This window comes from Planctopirus hydrillae (assembly GCF_001707835.1).
Classification (GTDB): Bacteria; Planctomycetota; Planctomycetia; order Planctomycetales; family Planctomycetaceae; genus Planctopirus; species Planctopirus hydrillae.
In genome coordinates this window covers 15,008-35,302 of record NZ_LYDR01000043.1, presented here as the reverse complement: position 1 = coordinate 35,302, position 20,295 = coordinate 15,008, and the positions used below count along the sequence as shown (strand labels likewise).

At 52.9% G+C, this 20,295-nt stretch carries 13 protein-coding genes; 4 read left to right on the top strand and 9 right to left on the bottom strand.

All coding sequences use genetic code 11. The features are described from left to right. Positions 1-283: 283 nt before the first annotated feature. The 3 genes from A6X21_RS05870 to A6X21_RS05860 all read right to left on the bottom strand — a co-directional run bounded on the left by A6X21_RS05870 (position 284) and on the right by A6X21_RS05860 (position 6,407). On the bottom strand, positions 284-1,186 hold the full coding sequence (locus A6X21_RS05870; RefSeq protein WP_068846683.1) for an ATP-binding response regulator: 903 nt from the start codon (positions 1,184-1,186) through the stop codon (positions 284-286). Positions 1,187-1,445: 259 nt separating this feature from the next. Continuing rightward, positions 1,446-4,853 (bottom strand): response regulator, encoded by a 3,408-nt coding sequence (locus A6X21_RS05865; RefSeq protein ID WP_068846682.1) that lies wholly within the window; start codon positions 4,851-4,853, stop codon positions 1,446-1,448. A 300-nt stretch (positions 4,854-5,153) separates the two neighbouring features. Next, positions 5,154-6,407 (bottom strand): aminotransferase class I/II-fold pyridoxal phosphate-dependent enzyme, encoded by a 1,254-nt coding sequence (locus A6X21_RS05860; protein ID WP_068846681.1) that lies wholly within the window; start codon positions 6,405-6,407, stop codon positions 5,154-5,156. A 112-nt stretch (positions 6,408-6,519) separates the two neighbouring features. Here A6X21_RS05860 and A6X21_RS05855 point away from each other — a divergent pair, with 112 nt between their 5' ends. Together A6X21_RS05855 and A6X21_RS05850 are read left to right on the top strand one after the other, a co-directional pair. After that, positions 6,520-6,822, top strand: a complete 303-nt coding sequence (locus A6X21_RS05855) for a DciA family protein (protein ID WP_068846680.1) — start codon at positions 6,520-6,522, stop codon at positions 6,820-6,822. A 164-nt stretch (positions 6,823-6,986) separates the two neighbouring features. Then, positions 6,987-9,074: an ABC transporter ATP-binding protein gene (locus tag A6X21_RS05850; protein WP_131818208.1), complete on the top strand. Its 2,088-nt coding sequence runs from the start codon at positions 6,987-6,989 to the stop codon at positions 9,072-9,074. Positions 9,075-9,166: 92 nt separating this feature from the next. Here the strand turns inward: A6X21_RS05850 and argF are convergent, their stop codons facing one another. From argF to argB, 3 genes are all read right to left on the bottom strand, one after another. Next, positions 9,167-10,087, bottom strand: a complete 921-nt coding sequence (gene argF / locus A6X21_RS05845) for an ornithine carbamoyltransferase (protein WP_068846678.1) — start codon at positions 10,085-10,087, stop codon at positions 9,167-9,169. Positions 10,088-10,418: 331 nt separating this feature from the next. Further along, positions 10,419-11,630 (bottom strand): aspartate aminotransferase family protein, encoded by a 1,212-nt coding sequence (locus A6X21_RS05835; protein ID WP_068846676.1) that lies wholly within the window; start codon positions 11,628-11,630, stop codon positions 10,419-10,421. Between the two features lie 279 nt (positions 11,631-11,909). Then, a complete protein-coding gene (gene argB, locus A6X21_RS05825; protein WP_068846725.1) occupies positions 11,910-12,785 on the bottom strand; it encodes an acetylglutamate kinase in 876 nt (291 codons plus the stop codon). 514 nt (positions 12,786-13,299) lie between these two features. Here argB and ispE point away from each other — a divergent pair. Beyond that, positions 13,300-14,226: a 4-(cytidine 5'-diphospho)-2-C-methyl-D-erythritol kinase gene (gene ispE, locus A6X21_RS05820; RefSeq protein WP_068846674.1), complete on the top strand. Its 927-nt coding sequence runs from the start codon at positions 13,300-13,302 to the stop codon at positions 14,224-14,226. A 341-nt stretch (positions 14,227-14,567) separates the two neighbouring features. Beyond that, on the top strand, positions 14,568-15,158 hold the full coding sequence (locus A6X21_RS05815; RefSeq protein ID WP_068846673.1) for a SpoVG family protein: 591 nt from the start codon (positions 14,568-14,570) through the stop codon (positions 15,156-15,158). Between the two features lie 245 nt (positions 15,159-15,403). On the opposite strand, the gene A6X21_RS05810 is transcribed toward A6X21_RS05815, so the two are convergent. The 3 genes from A6X21_RS05810 to A6X21_RS05800 form a co-directional block, all read right to left on the bottom strand. Then, entirely contained in the window at positions 15,404-17,299 is a 1,896-nt protein-coding gene (locus tag A6X21_RS05810) for a hypothetical protein (protein WP_068846672.1), read from the bottom strand. Positions 17,300-17,753: 454 nt separating this feature from the next. Next, positions 17,754-18,773: a S1C family serine protease gene (locus A6X21_RS05805; RefSeq protein WP_240490180.1), complete on the bottom strand. Its 1,020-nt coding sequence runs from the start codon at positions 18,771-18,773 to the stop codon at positions 17,754-17,756. Positions 18,774-18,877: 104 nt separating this feature from the next. Then, entirely contained in the window at positions 18,878-20,029 is a 1,152-nt protein-coding gene (locus A6X21_RS05800; protein WP_165603692.1) for a cytochrome c, read from the bottom strand. Positions 20,030-20,295 lie beyond the last annotated feature (266 nt).

The following is a 20,295-nucleotide window of genomic DNA, read 5'->3' as shown; positions in this document are numbered from 1 at the left end:
CTGTGCTGGTGAGTACCCGGCTGGTGAATCTGTTTCAAACTGGCTTTGGTGAGAACTCACTTTGATTGAGATCTGCATTTTCCAGACCGAACCTGAACACCAGATGAACAGATCTCCAAAAATACAATCTGATATCCTCTGCTAATGATCTTCTGATCAACTTGTGATGCGATTCACCAGGCCTGACGACAACTTTCAGCGCCCCTCCTGAGACCCGTCACGCCAGTGACAACCCTGGAACCGTCTCACATCGATCTGTCGGGCATTCAGACGTCAATTGACCTCACGAGTTCCCCAAATGTTCGCGACGGTATTTTTTTAGAACCACTTGATTCCCTTGTTTGCTGTATTCCACCTCATCCATAAACATCTGAATCAGCAGTAACCCTCGGCCGCATGGCTTCTCAAGATTCTCAGGCACTGTCGGATCCGGAATCGTCCCCGGGTCGAAACCTGGCCCCTCATCACGAATCACAAAGCAGGCCGCTGCAGGCGAAAACTCCGCAGCGACGTGAATCCGCCTCTCCTGATAAGGAGAGATACTCATCCTGGAGCGAGCCAACTCATAGAACTGACGATGATCGATCTCACGCAAACTCGAACTTACCTCGAGATTTCCGTGATAACATGCGTTCGTCATCGCTTCCTGTAAGGCCACTCCCACACGGATTCGATCTGCTGCTTCACAAATTCCACTTCGAGCTGTCTCTTCCTGAAGGTATTGCACCAGAGAGGCAATCAGTTCCGGATCATTCTCGATGCAAAATTCAATTTTGTGATGAACAATCCGCTGTGACAGACGCTCACGTGTCGTATCGTCCCGCACGGCATCGAGCACACCCTGAATCGCATCCGTCAAGTCCTGTGCCAGTCGACACTTCGGCACATAGCTCGATGCACCCAGCTTCAGTGCCATCACGGCAATCTCATCTGTCCCGACTCCCGTCATGATCACCACGGGCAAACGCGGACAGTCTCGCCTGAGTGTGGTGACCAGTTCTAACCCACTGATATCCGGCATCGCCAGATCTGTCAGAACTACATCCACAGGATTGAGCGCAATCATCTGCAAAGCTTCAGAACCGCTCGAAGCTTCACTCACAATCCACTGTGTGTTCGCCTTTAACAGGCCGCAGACCAGGCGTCGATCCGTCGAAGAATCATCGACCACGAGAATACTCGTCATACCCGATTCCCCGCTTGATACCGAAAATTCTCAAGTTGAATTCGCATAGCCATCGACGCCCCAGTTGTCATTCACAACCTAAGAATTGCCAGTGATCTGCCCAGTCGACTTTGATTTCACCTTCTCAGACTCAATGCAAGTTCCAGGACTCTCGCTCTCTGGTCACCATGACATATATCTACCAACTCAGCTCCTTTGAAACACTCATAGAGATTTCCCAGGCTATGGATGAAAGAAATCACCTCATACAAGAAGTTATTCACATCCCCTTGCCGGAGCCTGAAGCAGTCTCTGCACAAACTCTTGGCAATTCTTTGGCAATTCTCGCGACGACATGATCAGCCGATTGCCGATACCTGGCCACCAACTCTGCTTCAGGTAATCGACCTGCGCGCTTCACGTCCATTTCCATCTGCTCATACTGCTCACTCAGTTTGTTCGCGCCAAAGGTTCGAAATGCACTTTTCAATGTATGACTGAGTCTTTGAAACAGCTTGGCATCCTGTGTGGTGATCGCGTCATCGAGTTTGTTCAGCAGCCAGGGGGTCTCCTCAAGAAAAGCCTGACCCACATCTGCCAATAGTGCCCGATCTCCATTTGTCGCACGCAATGCTAACTGCCAGTCAACATCATCCTCTGACTTCACCAACAACTCAGCTTCACCATCAATGGTCTGGATGGCACCTGCTGTATTCATCGGATCTTCAATGACTGGCTGGCAACCCGGCTGAGGTTCCCCAGCATTGACCTGCTGCTCCCGACGAGTTTCTTCGGCACAAACATCATCGGTTCTTGCCGCAACACCCTCACTGGTCATCTGGTAGAGCGGCTTCCAGCGTGGAGCATGATCGTTACAGACCTGCTCAATCATCTGAAACAACTGACGAGCCCGAATTGGCTTCATCAGATAATCATCCATTCCGGCCTTCAGGCATTGTTCACGATCCCCCTGCAGGGCATGCGCTGTCATCGCCACGATCGGAATATGCTCTCCTGTCCGCCTTTCAATCTCGCGAATGGCCATAGTGGCTTCATTCCCGTCGAGTTCGGGCATCTGCACGTCCATCAGAATCAGGTCGAACGATTCACTGCGATAGCGTTCAATCGCCTCGATGCCGTTGCTGGCCACCACCACCCGGTGCCCCCATCGTTCCAGTAATCCCAGTGCCAGCTTCTGATTGGCCAGGCTGTCTTCTGCCAGCAGAATTCTCCGCGAATTGGCGGATCTTTCAGGCACAGCCATCGCCGAAGCCATAGGCACGGCACGAGGTACCTGCCCCATGATTCCCACAATCGAGTTATACAACTCGGATTGTTTTACGGGCTTGATGAGATAACCGGCAATCCCCAGTTGTTGACACCGTGAAAGATCTTCCAGCCGATCCCCGGATGTCAGCATCAGGATTTCCACCGGAGGCATGTTCTCCAGACTGCGAATCGATGCCGACAGACTGAACCCGTCTTCTCCCGGCATCTGCGCATCGGTAATGATCAATCGAATCGGCTCGCCTTGATCGATCGCATGCTGCAACTCTCGCCGGGCTTCGATTGCTCCTGCGGCAATTCTTGGACGCATCCCCCACAGCAACGTCAACTCTTCCAGAATCTTTCGATTCGTCTGGTTGTCGTCCACAATCAGCACACGCATACCATGCAGTTGAGGCTCCTGCGCAAGTGGCTGCACACTCCCCTCGGCCTCCACCCCCAGATTGAGCGTAAAGTGAAAGGTACTTCCTTGCCCCACTTCACTTTCCACCCAGATTTTTCCCTGCATCAGTTCCACCAGCCGGGCAGAGATCGCCAATCCCAGCCCTGTCCCGCCATATCGTCTGGTGGTCGAAGAATCGGCCTGCTCGAACGCTTCAAAAATGGACTCAAATTTATCTTTGGCAATCCCGATCCCGGTATCCTGCACCTTGAAATGCAATGTCACCTGTTCGGCAGTTCGACTCTCGACAGAAACATCGAGAACTACCTCGCCGCGTTCGGTAAACTTGAGTGCATTCCCCAGCAGATTGATGATCACCTGGCGCACCCGGACTGCATCTCCACGAACCTCATCGGGAACATCTGGTGAGACATGAAACGCCAGTTCGAGCTTCTTGCGATGAGCGCGATTCGAGAGCGATTTCATCGTGTCGCCCAGCGAATCGCGTAATCGGAAAGGTTGCTCATCGACATGCAGTCGACCGGCTTCAATCTTCGAAAAGTCAAGAATGTCGTTGATAATCCCCAGAAGCGATTCACCCGATTCCAGCACCATCCGCAGGTAATCCCGCTGTGCCACCTTCAGATCGGTATCCATCACCAGTTCTGTCATGCCAATAATCGCATTCAATGGAGTGCGAATCTCATGGCTCATATTGGCGAGAAAATCACTCTTCGCCCGGTTCGCCGCTTCAGCCGCATCCTTGGCTTCCCTCAAGGCCTGCTCAGCCAGCTTCATCGGGGTAATATCGCGAGAGACTCCGTAGGTTCCAATCACTTCACCCGCTGGTGAAATCAACGGCAATTTGGTGGTCGACATCCATCGGATATGACCATCACTCCAGACCACCCGTTCTTCCTTACCAATCAATGGCAGACGGGTCTGCATCACATATTCTTCATCTTTACGAGCAATCGCTGCATGCTCTGCCGAGAAGAAATCAGTATCCGATTTTCCAATCGCCAGGCTCGGATCGGACAAGCCGCTCGCGGCAGCTTTCGCCTGATTGATACGCAGATACCTGCCCCGCACATCCTTGAAGTAAATGTTATCCGGAATGCTCTTCATGAGGTTATTCAGCAGATCCCGCTCCTGATCGAGAGCGATCTCTGTTCGTTTGCGATCGGTCACATCCGAGAAGATCCCCTGGATTCCGACGCAATTCCCTCGACCATCATAGACCGGGTTCTTCATCACATGCGTGTAATGCACCTCTCCCGAAGGTGTCACAAATTCTTCGATCGTTTCAAACTGTGCTCTCGTTTCAGTGACATATCGATCATCAGCCCGGTACTTATCGGCCAGATCTTTCGGAAAGAAGTCATAATCCGTCTTACCCACCACCTCATTTGGCGGAGATCCCAGAATCTCACACAGCTTGCGGTTGGCAAATGTCACTCGCCCATGCAGATCTTTGCGGAACATCGCGTATGGCAATGTCTCCACTAAAGACCGATAAAACGATTCCGACTCCACCAGCTTCTGCTCGGCATACTGACGCTTGAGCACTTCCGAAATGTGCCGCTTATGTGTCAGATTCAGATCATCACAGACCGACCTGAGTGCCACGATCAGTCGATCCTGGTGCGATAACTGGGGCACGACGTCATCACTGCGCGGCCTCGTCAATCGCTGGATGCCTTGCAGGACATCCTGCAGTGGTCGTTCGTATGAATAGATCAGATCAGCCGCTCCATCAACCGCCTTAAGAATCAATCCCAACTCGCCGGCCTTGATCAGCAGCAGCACTGCCACAGGAGGCGTACACTGGGATTTGATCAGCGGGAGAAACTCAATGGCTTCACAACCAAGAACCACCAGAGCCGGGCGGATCTGTATGGCGGCCGGCAGATCCTGATCGATATCGAGCGTCTCAATCTCATAGCCGGCATCGACCAGCGTCTGACGAAGACCTTCGCGAAAGGAAGGGCGTGGTTCAACAATCAGGATGCGGGGCATGATAAAGCCTGATCAAGTGTCGCATCATCAAAATGATACGCGTCGCCCTTTGAAATACCGCCATGTCTGCCATCCTGTTTGCGATGCCTGCTGCTTCGAGCCAGCAGGGTGGGTGACTTTCAAAGCGACGCTTCAAATTGCGTTTCGTCGGTGGTCAATCATTGGGGAGTTCAACCACAATATTAAGAAATATCCACATTCAAAAGATAGGTCTTTCATGTGGCTTTCCGCAATTGTTGCCACTCAGTTCCAGTCACCTGCTACCACCAGAACCTGACTCTCCCTCGCGATCATGGTGATTTATTCGCTTTGCAGTTGATGGGCATGCTCTTTGAGCTTCAGCAGAAGCGCCACGACTTCACGTGTTGTCTGCTCACTTCCCGAAAGCGCTGTATGATGCAGTTGCAGCACATTTCTCCCGGCGGCACTGGCATGCTCAAGATAGCCAGCACGACGATATCGCTTTGAAGAATGGGTTTCGTGCAGGGCCGAATACCCGGCGGCCAGTGGTAATCCTTCTGCCTGCGCAGCAGCCACCAATCGATCCCTGCTCAAGCCCCCCCAGAATTCGGGCTCATACCACAATCCCAGTTTGTACAACGAAACCAATGATCGTTCTTCGTGCTGATCACTCGATACATGCCTTTGACCGCATAACTCATCCCAGGCCATTTCGATCGTCATGGCCTGTTGCCAGCGATGTTGATCGTGAGCGGCCAGAAACTTCCATTGCGGCCTGACAACCAGCGCCTGCAACTCGGAAAGCGGATAAGCCTCATTCCCGCGTTGAGTGTGCAGCCTGAGCCTTGCTTCCTGCCGTTCAGTCGAAAGCAGCAACGCCCCGCCGCGACCCGCACTGATCGGCTTACTCCCTCCGAAACTGAACGCCACAATCTCTCCCACAGGCTGCTCACCAACAAGGTTTTCCAGAGCAGACTCGCCATTGATTTCGGCACTCAATAGCTCGCGGCGTGCATAGCGTGCTGGTGACTGGCAGGCATCTTCTATCAGCACCACTTCACGAACCTGGCACCAATCTCGTAATCGTAACCAATCCGGCGTTTGCCCATGCAGATGGCTGGCAATCAATGCCTTCACTCGTGGCAAATCAGCCGCTTCTAACCCCAGGGGATCGATCGTCCAGTATTCTGGCACCACATCGACCAGCACTGGCAACGCCCCCACAGCCAGGACATTCTTGAAATTCGCCTCAAAGTCATAGGCGGCCAGCAGAACTTCATCACCTGGTCCCACGCCCGCAGCTCTCAAGGCCAGTTCGATGGCCACGGTACCGCTGGATGTCAGTACGGGTCTGCGCCCAGGAAATCGCTGAGCCAGATCCTCTCGCAAACCCGCATGCTCGCCCCCTTCGTAGACTGCCCAATCATCGCCCTGCAACGAGCGGGCCATTTCATAGGCAATCTCATCTCGTGGCAGGAAACGGGCAGGAGCCCCATGAGGCCAGAACGGACTTCCACCGAGAATCGCAGGTCTTTCGGTAACCTGCGATTCGAACTGCTGCCGTAGTTCACTGAGCAACTTCGATTGATTCATACCCAAGAAGTTCGCACACTCTTGAATAGCTTTCCAGCTCTGGCTGAAGATCTCTCAGTTGAACGAGTATGTCACTTCTTCCAGCCGCACCCGATTGTCGAGCAGAAACCCCATGACCGACGATCCTCCACCAAGACAACTGGGCGATGTCCTCGCACAACTGATGCAATTGCGAGGATATTCACAAATCCAGGAAGATGATCGGCTCCGTTCTGCCTGGAAACAAGTGGTTCCCGCAGCCTATTCGACTCTTACCAGACCCGCCCGAATCTCTCGTGGTGTCCTGCAGGTTTACGTCTCTCACCCGGCAGCTCTCAGTGAACTTTCAGCATTTCACCAGAAACCTATCGTCGAAAATCTGCAGAAAATACTCCCGGAACTCAAACTCAAAGACATCAAATTCCGTCTGGGATAACCCGTATTCGTGCCCGAAGTGATTCGTTTTGCTCGGCGAGCAAACTGCGAATCCCGCAGGTCGAATCGGCTCCAAAGCAGTTCCCCTTTACGCTTTGGATGAAATCTTTTGTAATGCCCCTTTGATTTCCAGTGTTCAGGGATTCGAACCAAGGATCATTTTTCGTGCGGGAATGGAGTCGCCTCGCGAGGTATGTGAAGCCCTATTGGAAGCTGCTGGCATTTGCCATCAGCTTCGGAGGAGTTGTTGCGCTTCTCTGGGGTGGCGCGCTCCTGCTGACATATCCCGTCATCAAAGTTTTCCTCGAAGGGGAACATCTCGGCTCTTACATCCAGAACGAGATTGAAACCTCGTCCAAAAAGCTCGAAGAATCACGAAACGAGCTTCATCAACTCCTCCATCGCCACGGAATGGCTCTCGAACCAGAGGTCGGCCCTGCTGCGATCTCCTTGCAAGCTTCTCATCCATCGACAGTGAAAACTTTGCCTCTCAGCGCCACACGCGAGCAGGCCAGACTCCAGAAAGAGATCGATACCTGGGCGCGCAGGCTTTACCTCATGACGTGGCTTAACCAGCGCGTTGTCCCCTGGCTGCCAGATGATCCCTTCCGACTGCTCCTGGGACTCATGGGAATTCTTGTGGCAGCGACGTTCCTCAAAGGGGCCGCAACGGTCATACAGGATCTCTATGTCGGTAAGGTGGCTGAACTGACTGTCATGGATTTGAGAAAAGATCTTTATCGCCATCTGTTGAAATCAGATCCACTCGAAGTCGCTGCTACTGGCACTCCCCGGTATATGGCAACGTTCATGAATGATACTCAGCAATTGACACAAGGGCTGATGCTGGCTGGCGGCGAAGTCATTCGCGAACCTCTGAAGGCCATAACCTGCCTGAGTGCCGCGCTCATGATCAACTTTCGCCTCACGTTCGTCCTGCTGCTGTTCGTACCAATTGCCGGCACGATGTTCTACCTGCTCAGCCGCAGGCTCAAACGGGCGATGCATCGCACACTCGATGCCATGTCCCGCATCTATCAGCAACTGGAAGAAACCTTTTCACTTTCTCGAATCGTCATTGCCTTTGGAACACAGCGCGATCACCGGGCCCGCTTTCGACGTGAGAATCGTGCCTATTTCCGCAAAGCGCTACAGATCGTCAGGATCGATGCACTCAGCAGCCCAGTCGCTGAAAACCTTGGAATGATGGCAGTGATGGCCGTTCTCATTCCGGCAGGATATCTCGTACTTGAAGGCCAGACGTTCATCGGCCCGATCCAGTTCACTGAAACCCCCATGAACTTCACCGATCTTTCCGTGCTCTACACACTCATGGCGGGAACTCTTGACCCAATCCGCAAGTTCTCGCGATACGTCACGCGCATCCGCCAGACGGGAACAGCCGCCGAACGGATTTTTAAAGCCCTCGATCAGCAGCCCTCGATCATACCACCTGCCAATCCAGTCCCTCTTCCGAGGCATGCCGAAGCAATTCGCTTTGAGGGCATTACATTTACTTATCCACAGGCCGAAGGTGAGAACCGCCGACCGGTACTCGTCAATCTCGATCTGACGATCCATGCCGGAGAGGCTGTTGCGATTGTCGGCACCAATGGCTCTGGAAAGTCGACACTGGTCAATCTATTGCCTCGCTTCGCCGATCCTGAAAAAGGCCGCATCCTGATTGATGGCATTGATCTCCGCGATGTCAAACCTCGCGATTTGAGAGATCAGATCGCTATTGTTTCTCAGGAAACCATGCTCTTCGATGATACGATTGCCGGAAATATTCGGAACGGTGCTTCGACAGAACAGGAATCTCCCACGCGCGAAGCGATTGAATCAGCAGCCGCCCGAAGTTCCGTTCTCGAATTCGCCAACAAACTTCCCGATGGCCTGGAAACAGGCCTGGGTTCCGGTGGCCGGGAGCTCTCTGGCGGTCAGCGTCAGCGGATTGCACTGGCCAGAGCCATGCTTCGCAATCCTTCCATCCTGATTCTCGACGAGCCGACATCTGCGATTGATGCTCACAGCGAACAGGCCATTCAGAAAGCTCTGGCCGAATTCACAAAAGGCCGCACCACCTTGCTGATTACGCACGCGATGTCGCCTTCGCTACTCAGCTTCATCAGCCGGATTGTCGTCCTCGATCAAGGCCGCCTGATTGCGGATGGCCAGCATCACGAATTGCTCGCCACCTGCCCCATTTACCAGCGACTCTTCCACAGCGAAACGCTGCAAGCCGCTGCTTAAGTTCTGGTTTTAGGTGTTTGGTATTGGGTATTTGAGTGGCCCAGTGTTTCTCATATCCAACACCAAATGCCAAACACCAAATCCCAACTGCATTACGCATTCACTTCCAGCACCCACAAAATCAATGCCTTCGCCAGATGCATACGATTTTCGGCCTGCTGAAAGACGATGCTCTGTGGCCCGTCAATAATTTCATCGGTCACTTCCTTCCCCCGCTTGGCTGGGAGGCAGTGCATGAACCGGGCTGAAGCTGGAGCCAGCTTCAGCAGATTCTCATTGACCTGGAATGGCTGGAACACTTGCTGCCGGGCTTCCGCCTCCGCTTCCTGCCCCATACTTGTCCAGACATCAGTATAAATTACCGCCGCATCTTTGAGAGCTTCGGCAAAGTTCGATGTCTCAGTAATGTGAATCTTGGGCAGGTAAGATTTCACACGGTCGAGGAAATCTGCTCCCAGGCGGTATTCTTCCGGAGCACACAGCACAAACTCGACACCCAGCATCGAACAGCACGTCGCCAGTGATGTCGCCACGTTATTACCGTCACCGACAAATACAAACTTCTTTCCCGCGATCGAGCCGAAGACTTCCTGCATGGTAAATAGATCTGTCAGTGCCTGGCATGGATGTCGATCATCCGACAACCCATTGATCACCGGCACCCCCGCATACTGGACGAAGTCGTCAATCAGTTGCTGGGAAAATGTTCTGAGCGCGATCACATCGCTATAGCCACCAATGACGCGGGCGACATCCTGCACAGCTTCCCGTCCACCAATCCCGGCATCTTTGGCTGAGAGAAAGATACTGCTCCCACCCAGTTGCATCATGGCAGCATCAAAACTTAACCGGGTCCGCAGCGACGGTTTTTCAAAGATCTGGGTCAGCACACGCCCGGGCATTAACTGCGGACGAATCCCCTTCGCCACACCAGTTTTCATTCGCTTCGCCAGCGCAAAAATCTCTTCAATATCTGTGGTGGAAAGATCCACCAGCGCGTTCAAATGTCGCATATCCCAAACCTATTCACTCGCGGCCCGCTCCATGCGAGAAGACCCTGTCATCGCTGTTGTCCCTGGCTTCAATAACAATCAAACCCAGGAAATTTCTTTCACGCCAGGAACCGATCCCCAGATGCGTGAACCTCTTAAAAACAAGATTGAACGCGAAGGCTCAAAGCTCCTCCGCGTTCAATCGAAATCGTCGAATTTTTCACTGCGATTACGATTTTCATCCATTCAATCCCTCGTGCGGAACATCCACGACGGCGATTGAACAGCGATCATCGCTGAGCACTGCTCATCTTAACAATGCTCACCTGCCAAACCTGAGAATTCCTGAACCTTACGACACCTGCTGAGCCATCTCTCGCAAGACTTCCAGCAAGACATCACATCCTTCATCGACCTGTTCAGGGGTGATGTTGAGCGGAGGCAGCAATCGAATCACGGTATCATGCGTCGCGTTGATCAAAACGCCACGTTCCATACACTTTGCCACGGCAGGCATTGCCGAAATCTTCAATTCCATGCCGATCATCATGCCTCGAATGCGGATCTCCTGCACAATCGGCAATTCTTCCGCAATCTGCTCAAATCTCTCACGGAACTTTTCGCCCATTTCCTTCGCGTTGTCCAGCAACCCCTCCTCTTCGATCGTCCGCAACGTGGCGATTCCCGCCGCCATCGCCAGAGGGTTCCCACCAAATGTACTTCCGTGCATCCCTGGTTTCAGGCAGGCGGCGACTTCATCACGACAGATCACGGCCCCCGCCGCCACACCCGCTGCGAGACCTTTCGCCAGCGACATGATATCGGGTTCAACACCCGAGTGCTGATAGCCGAACCACTCGCCAGTTCGCCCGGATCCCGATTGAACTTCGTCGAAGATCAGCAGAATTCCTTCGGCATCGCACAGGGCTCGCAAACCCTGCAGGAACTCTGTCGACGCAATATTTACGCCCCCTTCGCCTTGAACCGGTTCCAGCATGATCGCTGCCGTTTCCTGATCGATCAACTGCTTCACCGCATCCAGGTTGTTGTACGGTGCGTAGCGGAAACCGGGGAGTAACGGATGAAAGCCCTCGTGGTATTTCGGCTGGGCGGTCGCCGTCAAGGCCCCAAATGTGCGACCGTGGAATCCATTCTCAAACGAGATAATCCGATACCTGCCAGCCCCTGCTTTGGCCGCCCGCGCGATCTTGATGGCAGCTTCATTCGCTTCGGCACCACTGTTACAGAAAAACGCTTTACCGAAGCTGCGAGTACACAGCATCTCGGCAAACTCGCCCTGAGCCTCCGTGTACCATGAGTTCGGCACATGAATCAGTTTTTCAGCTTGCTCCTGCAAGGCACGCACGACCGCAGGCGGCGAATGTCCCAGAACATTGCAGCCCCAGCCGGGAAATAGATCGAGATAGCGGCGCCCTTCAGCATCCCAGACATACGAGCCTTCGCCCTGCACAATGCAGACCGGATAGCGGCGATAGTTCGACACCACATACTTGTCGAACTTCGATATTGTTTCCTGACTCGACTGGGTGGCCATTGCGTGCATTGGCTCGTCTCTTCAATCATCACGCCGGCTTGCCGGCGAAAACCCGACTGGCCCCAAAATCACTTTGGCAACTTCCTGGTGGGAAGTTCTTCACATTCGCCAAAAGTGAGCGATCGGCAAGCTCAGGGCCCAGGCTTGCCGTATTTTCTCGAAGAAGAACAACTGAGAATTGTATCAGATCCGATGCAGGCAATGAAATATGCTCTGCACTTCGTCATTCGAATCCCATGCAAGTCATTCGAATCCCGGCACTCCACCTGACTCAATTTTTCAGAGAGGTTACGGGACGATCTCGGTTCCTATCCCACGGTTCGAATAAATTTCCAGCAGTACTGAATGGGGAATTCTCGCATCGATGATGTGCACCTTCTTCACTCCCGCAGCCAGAGCTTCTAAAGCCGCCTCGACCTTGGGAACCATTCCTGCATCGATCGTACCGTCGGCAATCAGTTCCCGGCAGCGTGCTGCCGTCAGGTGAGATTGCAACGTCGAAGGATCCTTTCGATCGAGAAAGATCCCCGGCACATCACTCAAAAACATCAGTTTATCAGCCTGAATCAATCGGGCGACAGCCGCTGCCGCCGTATCGGCATTCACATTCAGTCGATCGCCCTGTTCATCCAGTGCCACCGAAGGAAGGACAGGAATCCGTCCCCCGCGGCACGCTGTGAGCAGCACATCGCGGTCAATATCTGTCACTTCACCCACGCGTCCCAGGTCAATTGGTTCTCCCCCAGGGTTCGGTAGAAACAGTTGCCTTCCTTTGAGAACATTGACCGTGAGATAACTGAATCCAACAGCATCACCACCTTGCCGCTCGATCTCTTCAACCAGCGAACCACAAATTTCGCCCGCCAGGGTATTTGTGACAATCTCCAGTGTCTGCTCATCCGTGTAACGACGGCCCTGCACCCAGCGAGGGGTAATTCCAGCCGTTGACATGGCGGCGTTAATCGCCTTTCCACCACCGTGGATCAGAATCGGGCGTGCCCCCACGGTCTCCATAAAAATCACATCGGTCAGAAACTGACGAATGGCGGCTGTTTCCTCGAGAGCACTTCCTCCCAGTTTGATGACGACATGTCGATCACGAAACTGGCGAATCCAGCCGAGCGCTTCCAGCAGCACATCTGCTTTACGGATCGCGGTCTGCATGGGTGTTTCCGTTTGCTCAACCAAAGCATCACCACTCATTTGACCAGCAGTCACTGAAGCCAATCCTGTTGCATTCAATCGAGGAGTCCTCTGCCAAAATTTCAGGCAAACATCCGCATACAAATGTGACAAACGCACTCGCGAGAATCCTACCAGAGTTTACACAGACACCATTCAACATGCGAAGTTCATCGAAATCTTCGCCTTCAGACGCCAGGATGACCTGGCTTCAAATACATCGCCGGTACGTTATGCCGGGGGTTCATCAGAAGGAAATCAATTCAAGAAGTCATACATACGCAACTTTGCCCAAAGAGATCACCAGAACTTCTTGTTTTTTGCACACAGTCAGTCGATGGCCCTCACCGAGAGGTCATTGCCTGAGAAAATGAACCACCAACGTTTGAATCTGTGTTGCCAGATCCGCGCTGGGACTCGACGATACATGCACTGATTCTGCTGACAAACCTCGTATCTCCGCTTTTGGAAAATCTCGCACAAAAGGTGAGCTCAATTGCACTTACAACAATCTGAAAACCGTCTGATTGTTCAGGCACCCGCCAAGCTCAACCTCTCTCTGCGAATTCTCGCGCGTCGTCCCGATGGTTTTCACGAGATCGAGACGGTGATGGTTTCCATCCAGCATTACGATACGCTCACCTTCGCCCCCTCTTCCCAAGTTCACATTGCCTTTCGATTCGAGGACTTGACGCATCATTCATTAGCAGCAGCAACACACTCTTCGGTAGATGAAACGGCTGTTGTCCCTCAGGATCACACCAATCTGGTTGTTCGTGCGGCACTCCTGCTGAAGGAATATGCAAACGTTAACTACGGAGCCGAGATCCTCCTGCAGAAAAGAATTCCGGCTGCCGCCGGTCTGGCGGGTGGTTCCAGTGATGCGGCTGCAACCCTGGCAGCCCTCAATCAGTTATGGAATCTTCGGTTAACTTTACAGGAACTTTCTCAGCTCGCGTCACAGTTAGGAAGTGACATTCCCTTCTTCCTTTGCGGCAAACCGATGGCGGTCTGCCGCGGACGTGGTGAGATCATTGAGCCTGTCGAACTTCAGGAAAAGCTGTGGTTTGTTGTGGCAAAACCACCAGCCGGACTCTCGACAGCACTCGTTTACCGCCATTGCCAACCTACCCAGGAATCTCCCTCAATTGCTCCCCTGCTCAGCAGCCTGGCGAATGGAGATCAAATCAGCGCGGCACATGCTTTGCATAATGGACTCCAAGCAGCAGCAGTCGAGCTCTGCCCTGCAATTCGTCAGCTCGAGTCCACTTTTGCAAACCTTGATGTGATTGCCCATCAAATGAGCGGAAGCGGGACTGCTTACTTCGGTTGGTGCAGAAGCGAAGCGGCAGCCCAAACTGCAGCCCAGCAGCTCACTCACCTGGGACTGGCACAGGTCTTCGTGGCTTGTTCCGGATTGTAATGTGAATTGGCAATCAAACGACGAGATTCGTCTCACTCCCATCTCTCGCTAAACATCGTGTTCCTGGTCGTGCCGAGTCACATGCTTGCTGTTCTGTACAAGTTTGCTTTCTGCATACCTCCCGATGTTTGCGATCAATCGTCCATCGAAGTTTTGACCGCCTTTCAAAACCAGCGATCTGCAGTGTCGTCAGGTGTTGAATGGCCATCGTTTCTATCTCATTTCAACCTCTTTTTGTGCTGAGAGTCTGCACAAACCTGTTGGTGCTGATTCAACAATCGTGATGTTTTGTTACTTCATTCTACCGGTGTTCGTCATTCCGAATGATGAGGAGTACGGCCATGGAAATTACCGAGATTCGCATCAAGCTCATGGATGATCCCAGCGAGCGGTTGCAGGCCTTTTGTTCGATCACGCTTGACGGATGTTTTGTCATTCGTGATCTGAAAATCATTCAGGGAACGCGCGGCTCTTTTGTCGCCATGCCCAGCCGCAAGCTGATGGATCGCTGCCCCAGATGCTCATGTAAGAATCATTTAAGAGCACGGTTCTGCAACGATTGCGGTTGTGAACTTCACGAAGAGCGCGCCAGTAAAGCTGATGATGGTCGCGCCAAGCTCTATGCCGATATCGCACATCCCATCAACTCTGAATGCCGCGAACGTATTCAAGCCAACGTGATTGTGGCTTACTCGCTGGAGCTGGAGAAAGCCAAACTCCCCGGCTACGTCTGCACTTACGACGACTTTGGCGAAGAAAATTATGCCACCAGTGTCGAAGAAATTACCTGCACTCCAATGGTTCCCCACTCGGTAACCACATCCACGGCAACAGCCACCTCGTCAACAGCCACCACCAGTCGACCACGTCATACTTTCGTTAATCGAGTCGCTCAACTCGAAGAAGAAGGCTTTGGCTCTGGTCTGGTCTGATGATAACCAACATGATTGGGATTTCAGAGTTAAACTGTGATTTGCGTGCCATGCTTGCGGCTCTGAGCAAGCATGGCTTCGCGACTAACAACGTGTAGTTGTTTCAAGGGATATGCGTTAAAAAAAGACACCCGGCTGCATGACGCAGTCGGGTGTTTTTTGATTTCCATGGCTGTTTGGGATCTGCAAAGAACCTCAGCCAGGACTTGTTCAATCCACCAGTAATCTCTCGAAACAGAGCTTCCTTACTTCACCACAAAGTTAATGCTGCTGCTGGTGACTCGACCCGAAAGCTCATCATGGACCGTCAACTTCAGTGAGTGCGGGCCCAGTGGCATCTTCTCGGGAATCGTGAACTGGTAGTTATGGAAGTAATCGCGCCGTTCATTACGGCACAAATCTTCTGTTGGTGGGAACTCGATCTGATGCCGGATTTCACCGGCGGGGCTGATGATGTCGATCTTGGAACGAAGGAGTGTTCGATACTGCCCTTCTGGTGTCAGTTCACTCTGGAAGTTCTCCGCCTCAGCATAAACGAGCACTTCCTGTCCTGGGCGGAACTCATCCCGTGGGAACTTCTCATAGTTTCCAAAGTACCAGATCTGTTTGCAGAAACAGACATTCCGCAGCTCAAGTCGAGCCATCTGCTTGAGCTTGGAAACACCCGCCTGGAATTGTGCCACCGCCTGGCTGGCGCGATCAGCCGTCTGTGGAATCTGCTTACTGTCAAAGTAATTTGATAACCCCCAGAGCATCTGCTGCCAGAACTCCTGCTCGGAGGCAGGAATACCGGGAATCGCTGCCATCGCCCGCTCTGGTCGATCAGCCATCAGATACAACAGCCGCAGATAAACGTGCTGACGTAGGTAATAGTCGCGACTCTCGGGTGATTCCCCGCGCGTTAACAGGTTGACGGAAGCTTCTGTCTGGCTGATCAGTTGATCGAGAGAATCTCCGCCGGCAGAGCTGAATCCCGCCTGGGAACCACCAGCACTGGAAGTTCCCGTGGCGGAGACTCTGGTCACGGGTGATTGAACCACACCAAACTTTCCGGCCGGCCCCAATGTCGCGTTAGCGGCGGGTACTGAAGCATTCCGGGAAGCGGTCTGACTCGTGACAGGTTCCTGATAACTTTGTGGCTGAATCGGCCCAGAGGCTCCCGCGGTTTGTTCGGAAGAGGATTGATCCACACGATAGAAAGCACTTTGCACTCGTTCTTTGGTTCCCGCTGCCACTTCATGGCGAGCCTGCTCAACTCCCGTACCGGAAGCCTGTTGGTGAGCCTCCAGATCACGATGCTGGGCCAGTTGTATCGCTGAACGTCGCGAGCGCTGCAGATCATCGGGCCCACTTCCCGTCCCGGCTCCATTTTCCATTTCAGTATTGGCCCAGGGCGAGGCATTCCCCATGCCACTGTTCGCAGACTGAGGTTTTTGAGTATTGGTCGAATGCCCCCATGCGGGCGCAGACCCCTGAGTTAAGCCGGAGTCCCGAGAAGAGGCGAGATTGTCAGCCCACGCTTGATTTCCCGGTGGATTCGCTTCGGCTTGCCGGGCGGTAAGCTGCAAAGACATTCGGCGAGCCTGCAGAATTTGAGGCACAACGGCTGGATCGACCTTCTTGAGCTGGTCGTACCAATAAGCTCGTTCATCCGCATTCGCACCAGCTAATTCCTGATCGATCAGCCTTAAAGTCGCAGGAGACATTCCTCCCGCTCCCGTGGCCGAAGAACTCCCTGCATCGACATTTTTCGCCACAGATTGCTGGGCAGATGTCGCAGGTTCGACTGGCATCTCCGGCGCTGTCGAAGTTGCCACCTTCTGGCTGCGAGAGGCCTGAAACGGCGATTCAGCAGGATCAGTTTTGGCTTCAAGTGGCCCATCGGCTTTGGCTAGGAGTTTCTCAGGATCGACGATCTTGACTGGGCTCGATGACTTTTTCTCGGCTGAATCCGTCTTCGTAGAAGCCACACTCTTTTCATTCGACGGCTGGTTTTCTGGCTTATTCCAAACCAGGCGCGGCCCACCCGTGGTCTTGCAACCCACAGGTAAAACCAGACATCCGAAACACACCAGCCAGGCAGCACCCCACACCATCTGGCGCGGGCTTAAGGCATCCTGGTTTGAAGGTTTCTGGAACATCTCAAATCCGTTTGTTTTCAGGCGGGAAATCCTGATTTTGAAATCGCTGCAAAGACGATTTCTCAAGCCGATGGCAATGCATCAAATGCACTTCATCACCTGAGTGAAAAGGTTCTTTAACTGTTGGAGGCGTCAGAAACAGATGGCTGATGCCAGGGATGTCCCACAGCAAATTGACGATTGCTGATAGACTGCAGCACCAGACCGTACAAGGCGGGAAGTCGACAAAAAGGCCATGCGAATTAATCGCAAAGAAGCAAATCAAAGAGACGTGAAGGAAAGTGAAGTGATTGATGGCGAGAAGGGACAGGCTTCGCAATGGTCGACTGCCAGAAATCGATCATCCGGACAATCGACCATGAAAAGAGGTTATTCAGGAAGATGTAATTCAGTCTGAAAAGATCAGCAACCCCAAAATTTTGACCAGGAAAAACTGCTGGAATCGTGCCTGAATCTAAGGGGTTTCGACGGCCTTCTCGGGAGGTGGGCCTGCCACCCGCCGGCGTGGCGGATCCAGAAATCGATAACCCGTGTTCGGATTGTTCGCGTCGTAGGCATAAGCCTCATGATGATCCAGAAACAGCTTCAAATAAGCGGCAGGAATGGCAAATCCGAGCCCTTCAGCAAACAACAGCTTCATGTTAGTCACACCGACCACTTCACCCCGGCTATTAAAAAGTGGCCCACCACTATTGCCAGGATTGATGTCTGCTGTCGTCTGGATATAGACCAGGCCTTTGACATTGCGGTTACGCGTACTCACAATCCCCTGCGAAACAGAGCGTTCCAGCCCGAGGGGATTACCAATGGCAAAAACTTCATCTCCTTCACGCTCATCATCAGCTTCTGTGAGATAGACCGGCTTAAACTTCAAATCGTCCTGCTTAGGGATCTCCAACAGGGCCAAATCAAAAAATGGGTTGAGGGCCACAATGCGCACGTTATCGATCCTTCGCCTCGCAAATTCCCCACCGGCGGCCTGATGAAAAATCGTGACCGCAATACGCGTTTCTTTTTCGATGACATGGCAGTTTGTCACACAAAAGCCACGGTCATTGATGATAAAGCCCGAACCCAAGCCTCCCGGCGTCTGGACCAGCACCACGCCTTCGCCATACTTTTGAGACAGATCTTTAATACTCGCACGAGGCAACTCGGCGGTCTGATACAGCTTTTTCGCCTGTCCGGGAAGCGGCGTATTGACCGAAGCCGCCCCTTCTGCCTTGATCACTTCCCGCCGGCGGATCTGATTCAGCGGAATCTTGACGATATCCACGCCAATATCCAGATAGAGCGCTCCATCCTGTTCTTTCAGAACATCCCCTTCGAGCTTCTGTCCAGTCCGCAGTTCAATCACCTCACCGGCGCTGACCAGTGCCATTGAACTCGACACGAAGGCAACCGCCAGACTCATCACCCATAAGGCTCGCCTCAGCCGCAGGATTTGTGGGCGATTCGCATTCCAAGTCCGCATGTTCTTCATGTTTTCAGCCTGATTCGTCTGATGAAAAATGACGCTCACTGCTCACTCCAACCACGCAGCCGCCAGAATGCCATTAACAGAATTACGTCGCCAGATCACGAATCCGCAAAACGATAATCATTATGGCAATCCGAACAGGTCTTATTCACTTTATCGAGAGCCTGCTGGAACTTCCCAAAATCCATTTCCTTGGCAGCACTCGATGCATCTCTGGAGGCATTAATCATATTCTGAGCATGTTTTTTATAGTCATCTTCTTCGCCTGAATCGTAAGTCGAGTCAGCAGCCACGACCGACAGTGCCAGCAAAACGATCGTTTCATGCTGCACCGTCTCCTGTTCCGACTTCAGTTTCGCTTCTGTGGTAATATTACTTTTGAGCCAGTCAAACGCCTTCTGCATGCGGACCATCACCCCCGCTCGATTGGCCGACTCGCCAAACGTCTTTTTCTCTTCGACATTACCGACGTCTGGTGGAACACTTCCCGAGAGAACCGAAGTGAGCTTCTCGAACACAGCATTCGATTTGTCAAAACCTTCTTTGCCGAGTGCCTTCGATGATTCGCGCAACTGTCCGCCCAGTTCACGGACATACCTGGCGTTTGCCTTCCACGACAGATCATCCGGGTGCCGCTCGACAATCGCCCCCAGTGCCGCAATCACAGCTCCGTCCGCTTGGATATCCTTGTAGTTCCCCGAATAGGTACCAGCCGACTGCAATTGTTGAGTCAGTCGGTTCCGGATGCGTTTCATTTCATCCTGAAGCTCATCCGAACTGATCGTCTGTTTCCAATCGACACTCCCCCCTGCGGCGACAGTTGGCGGTGCGACTGCAGGTGCTGCCGGAGTGACCGCAGGGGCCGCCGCATTATTCGCTTGCGCCATCGCTGGAGCAGGATTCGCTGCACCTGACGTCTGATTATTCGCTGCGATCGCCAACGGATCATCAAACCAGACATCATAAGGAATATCCCCCAGCCACTTCCTGCCCCCAGCCGACTTACTCGCACCTTCTTCAGGCCGTTGTTCGGCCGCATTACTCTGAGCGGCAGTCGATCCCTGGTTGGTGGCTGGAGCCGGCACTGCCGTCTGTGCTGGAGCGGCTGTCCCTTCGGGTGTGGCTGGTGCACGGGAACCACATCCCGTACTCGTGAATATCGCCAGACTTGCCACAGTCAGACCGACTGACAGTGAATAATGACTTTTGACCCATCGGGAACTAACCCGCCAGCCGGATGACTGCTGCATAGATGCGACACTTTTTTGTAAATCGAGAGACGTCATGGAAATGTGACACTCAGCCATAATAAATTGATTCAGGTTCGATCACTTTTAGTATGACCCACCCATACTCAGGCAGCAAGAACAGACTGGTTGGATCGCCGATTTGGATTTTTTCGCAATATTGGCCAGACGCTCAAGTCAGGTTTACTCTTTCCTGCGATATGCACAATCAATTCCGCAGAGCTGAAACGTTTTTTCCGGATGAGACGCGCCGAAGGGACCTGAAGTTC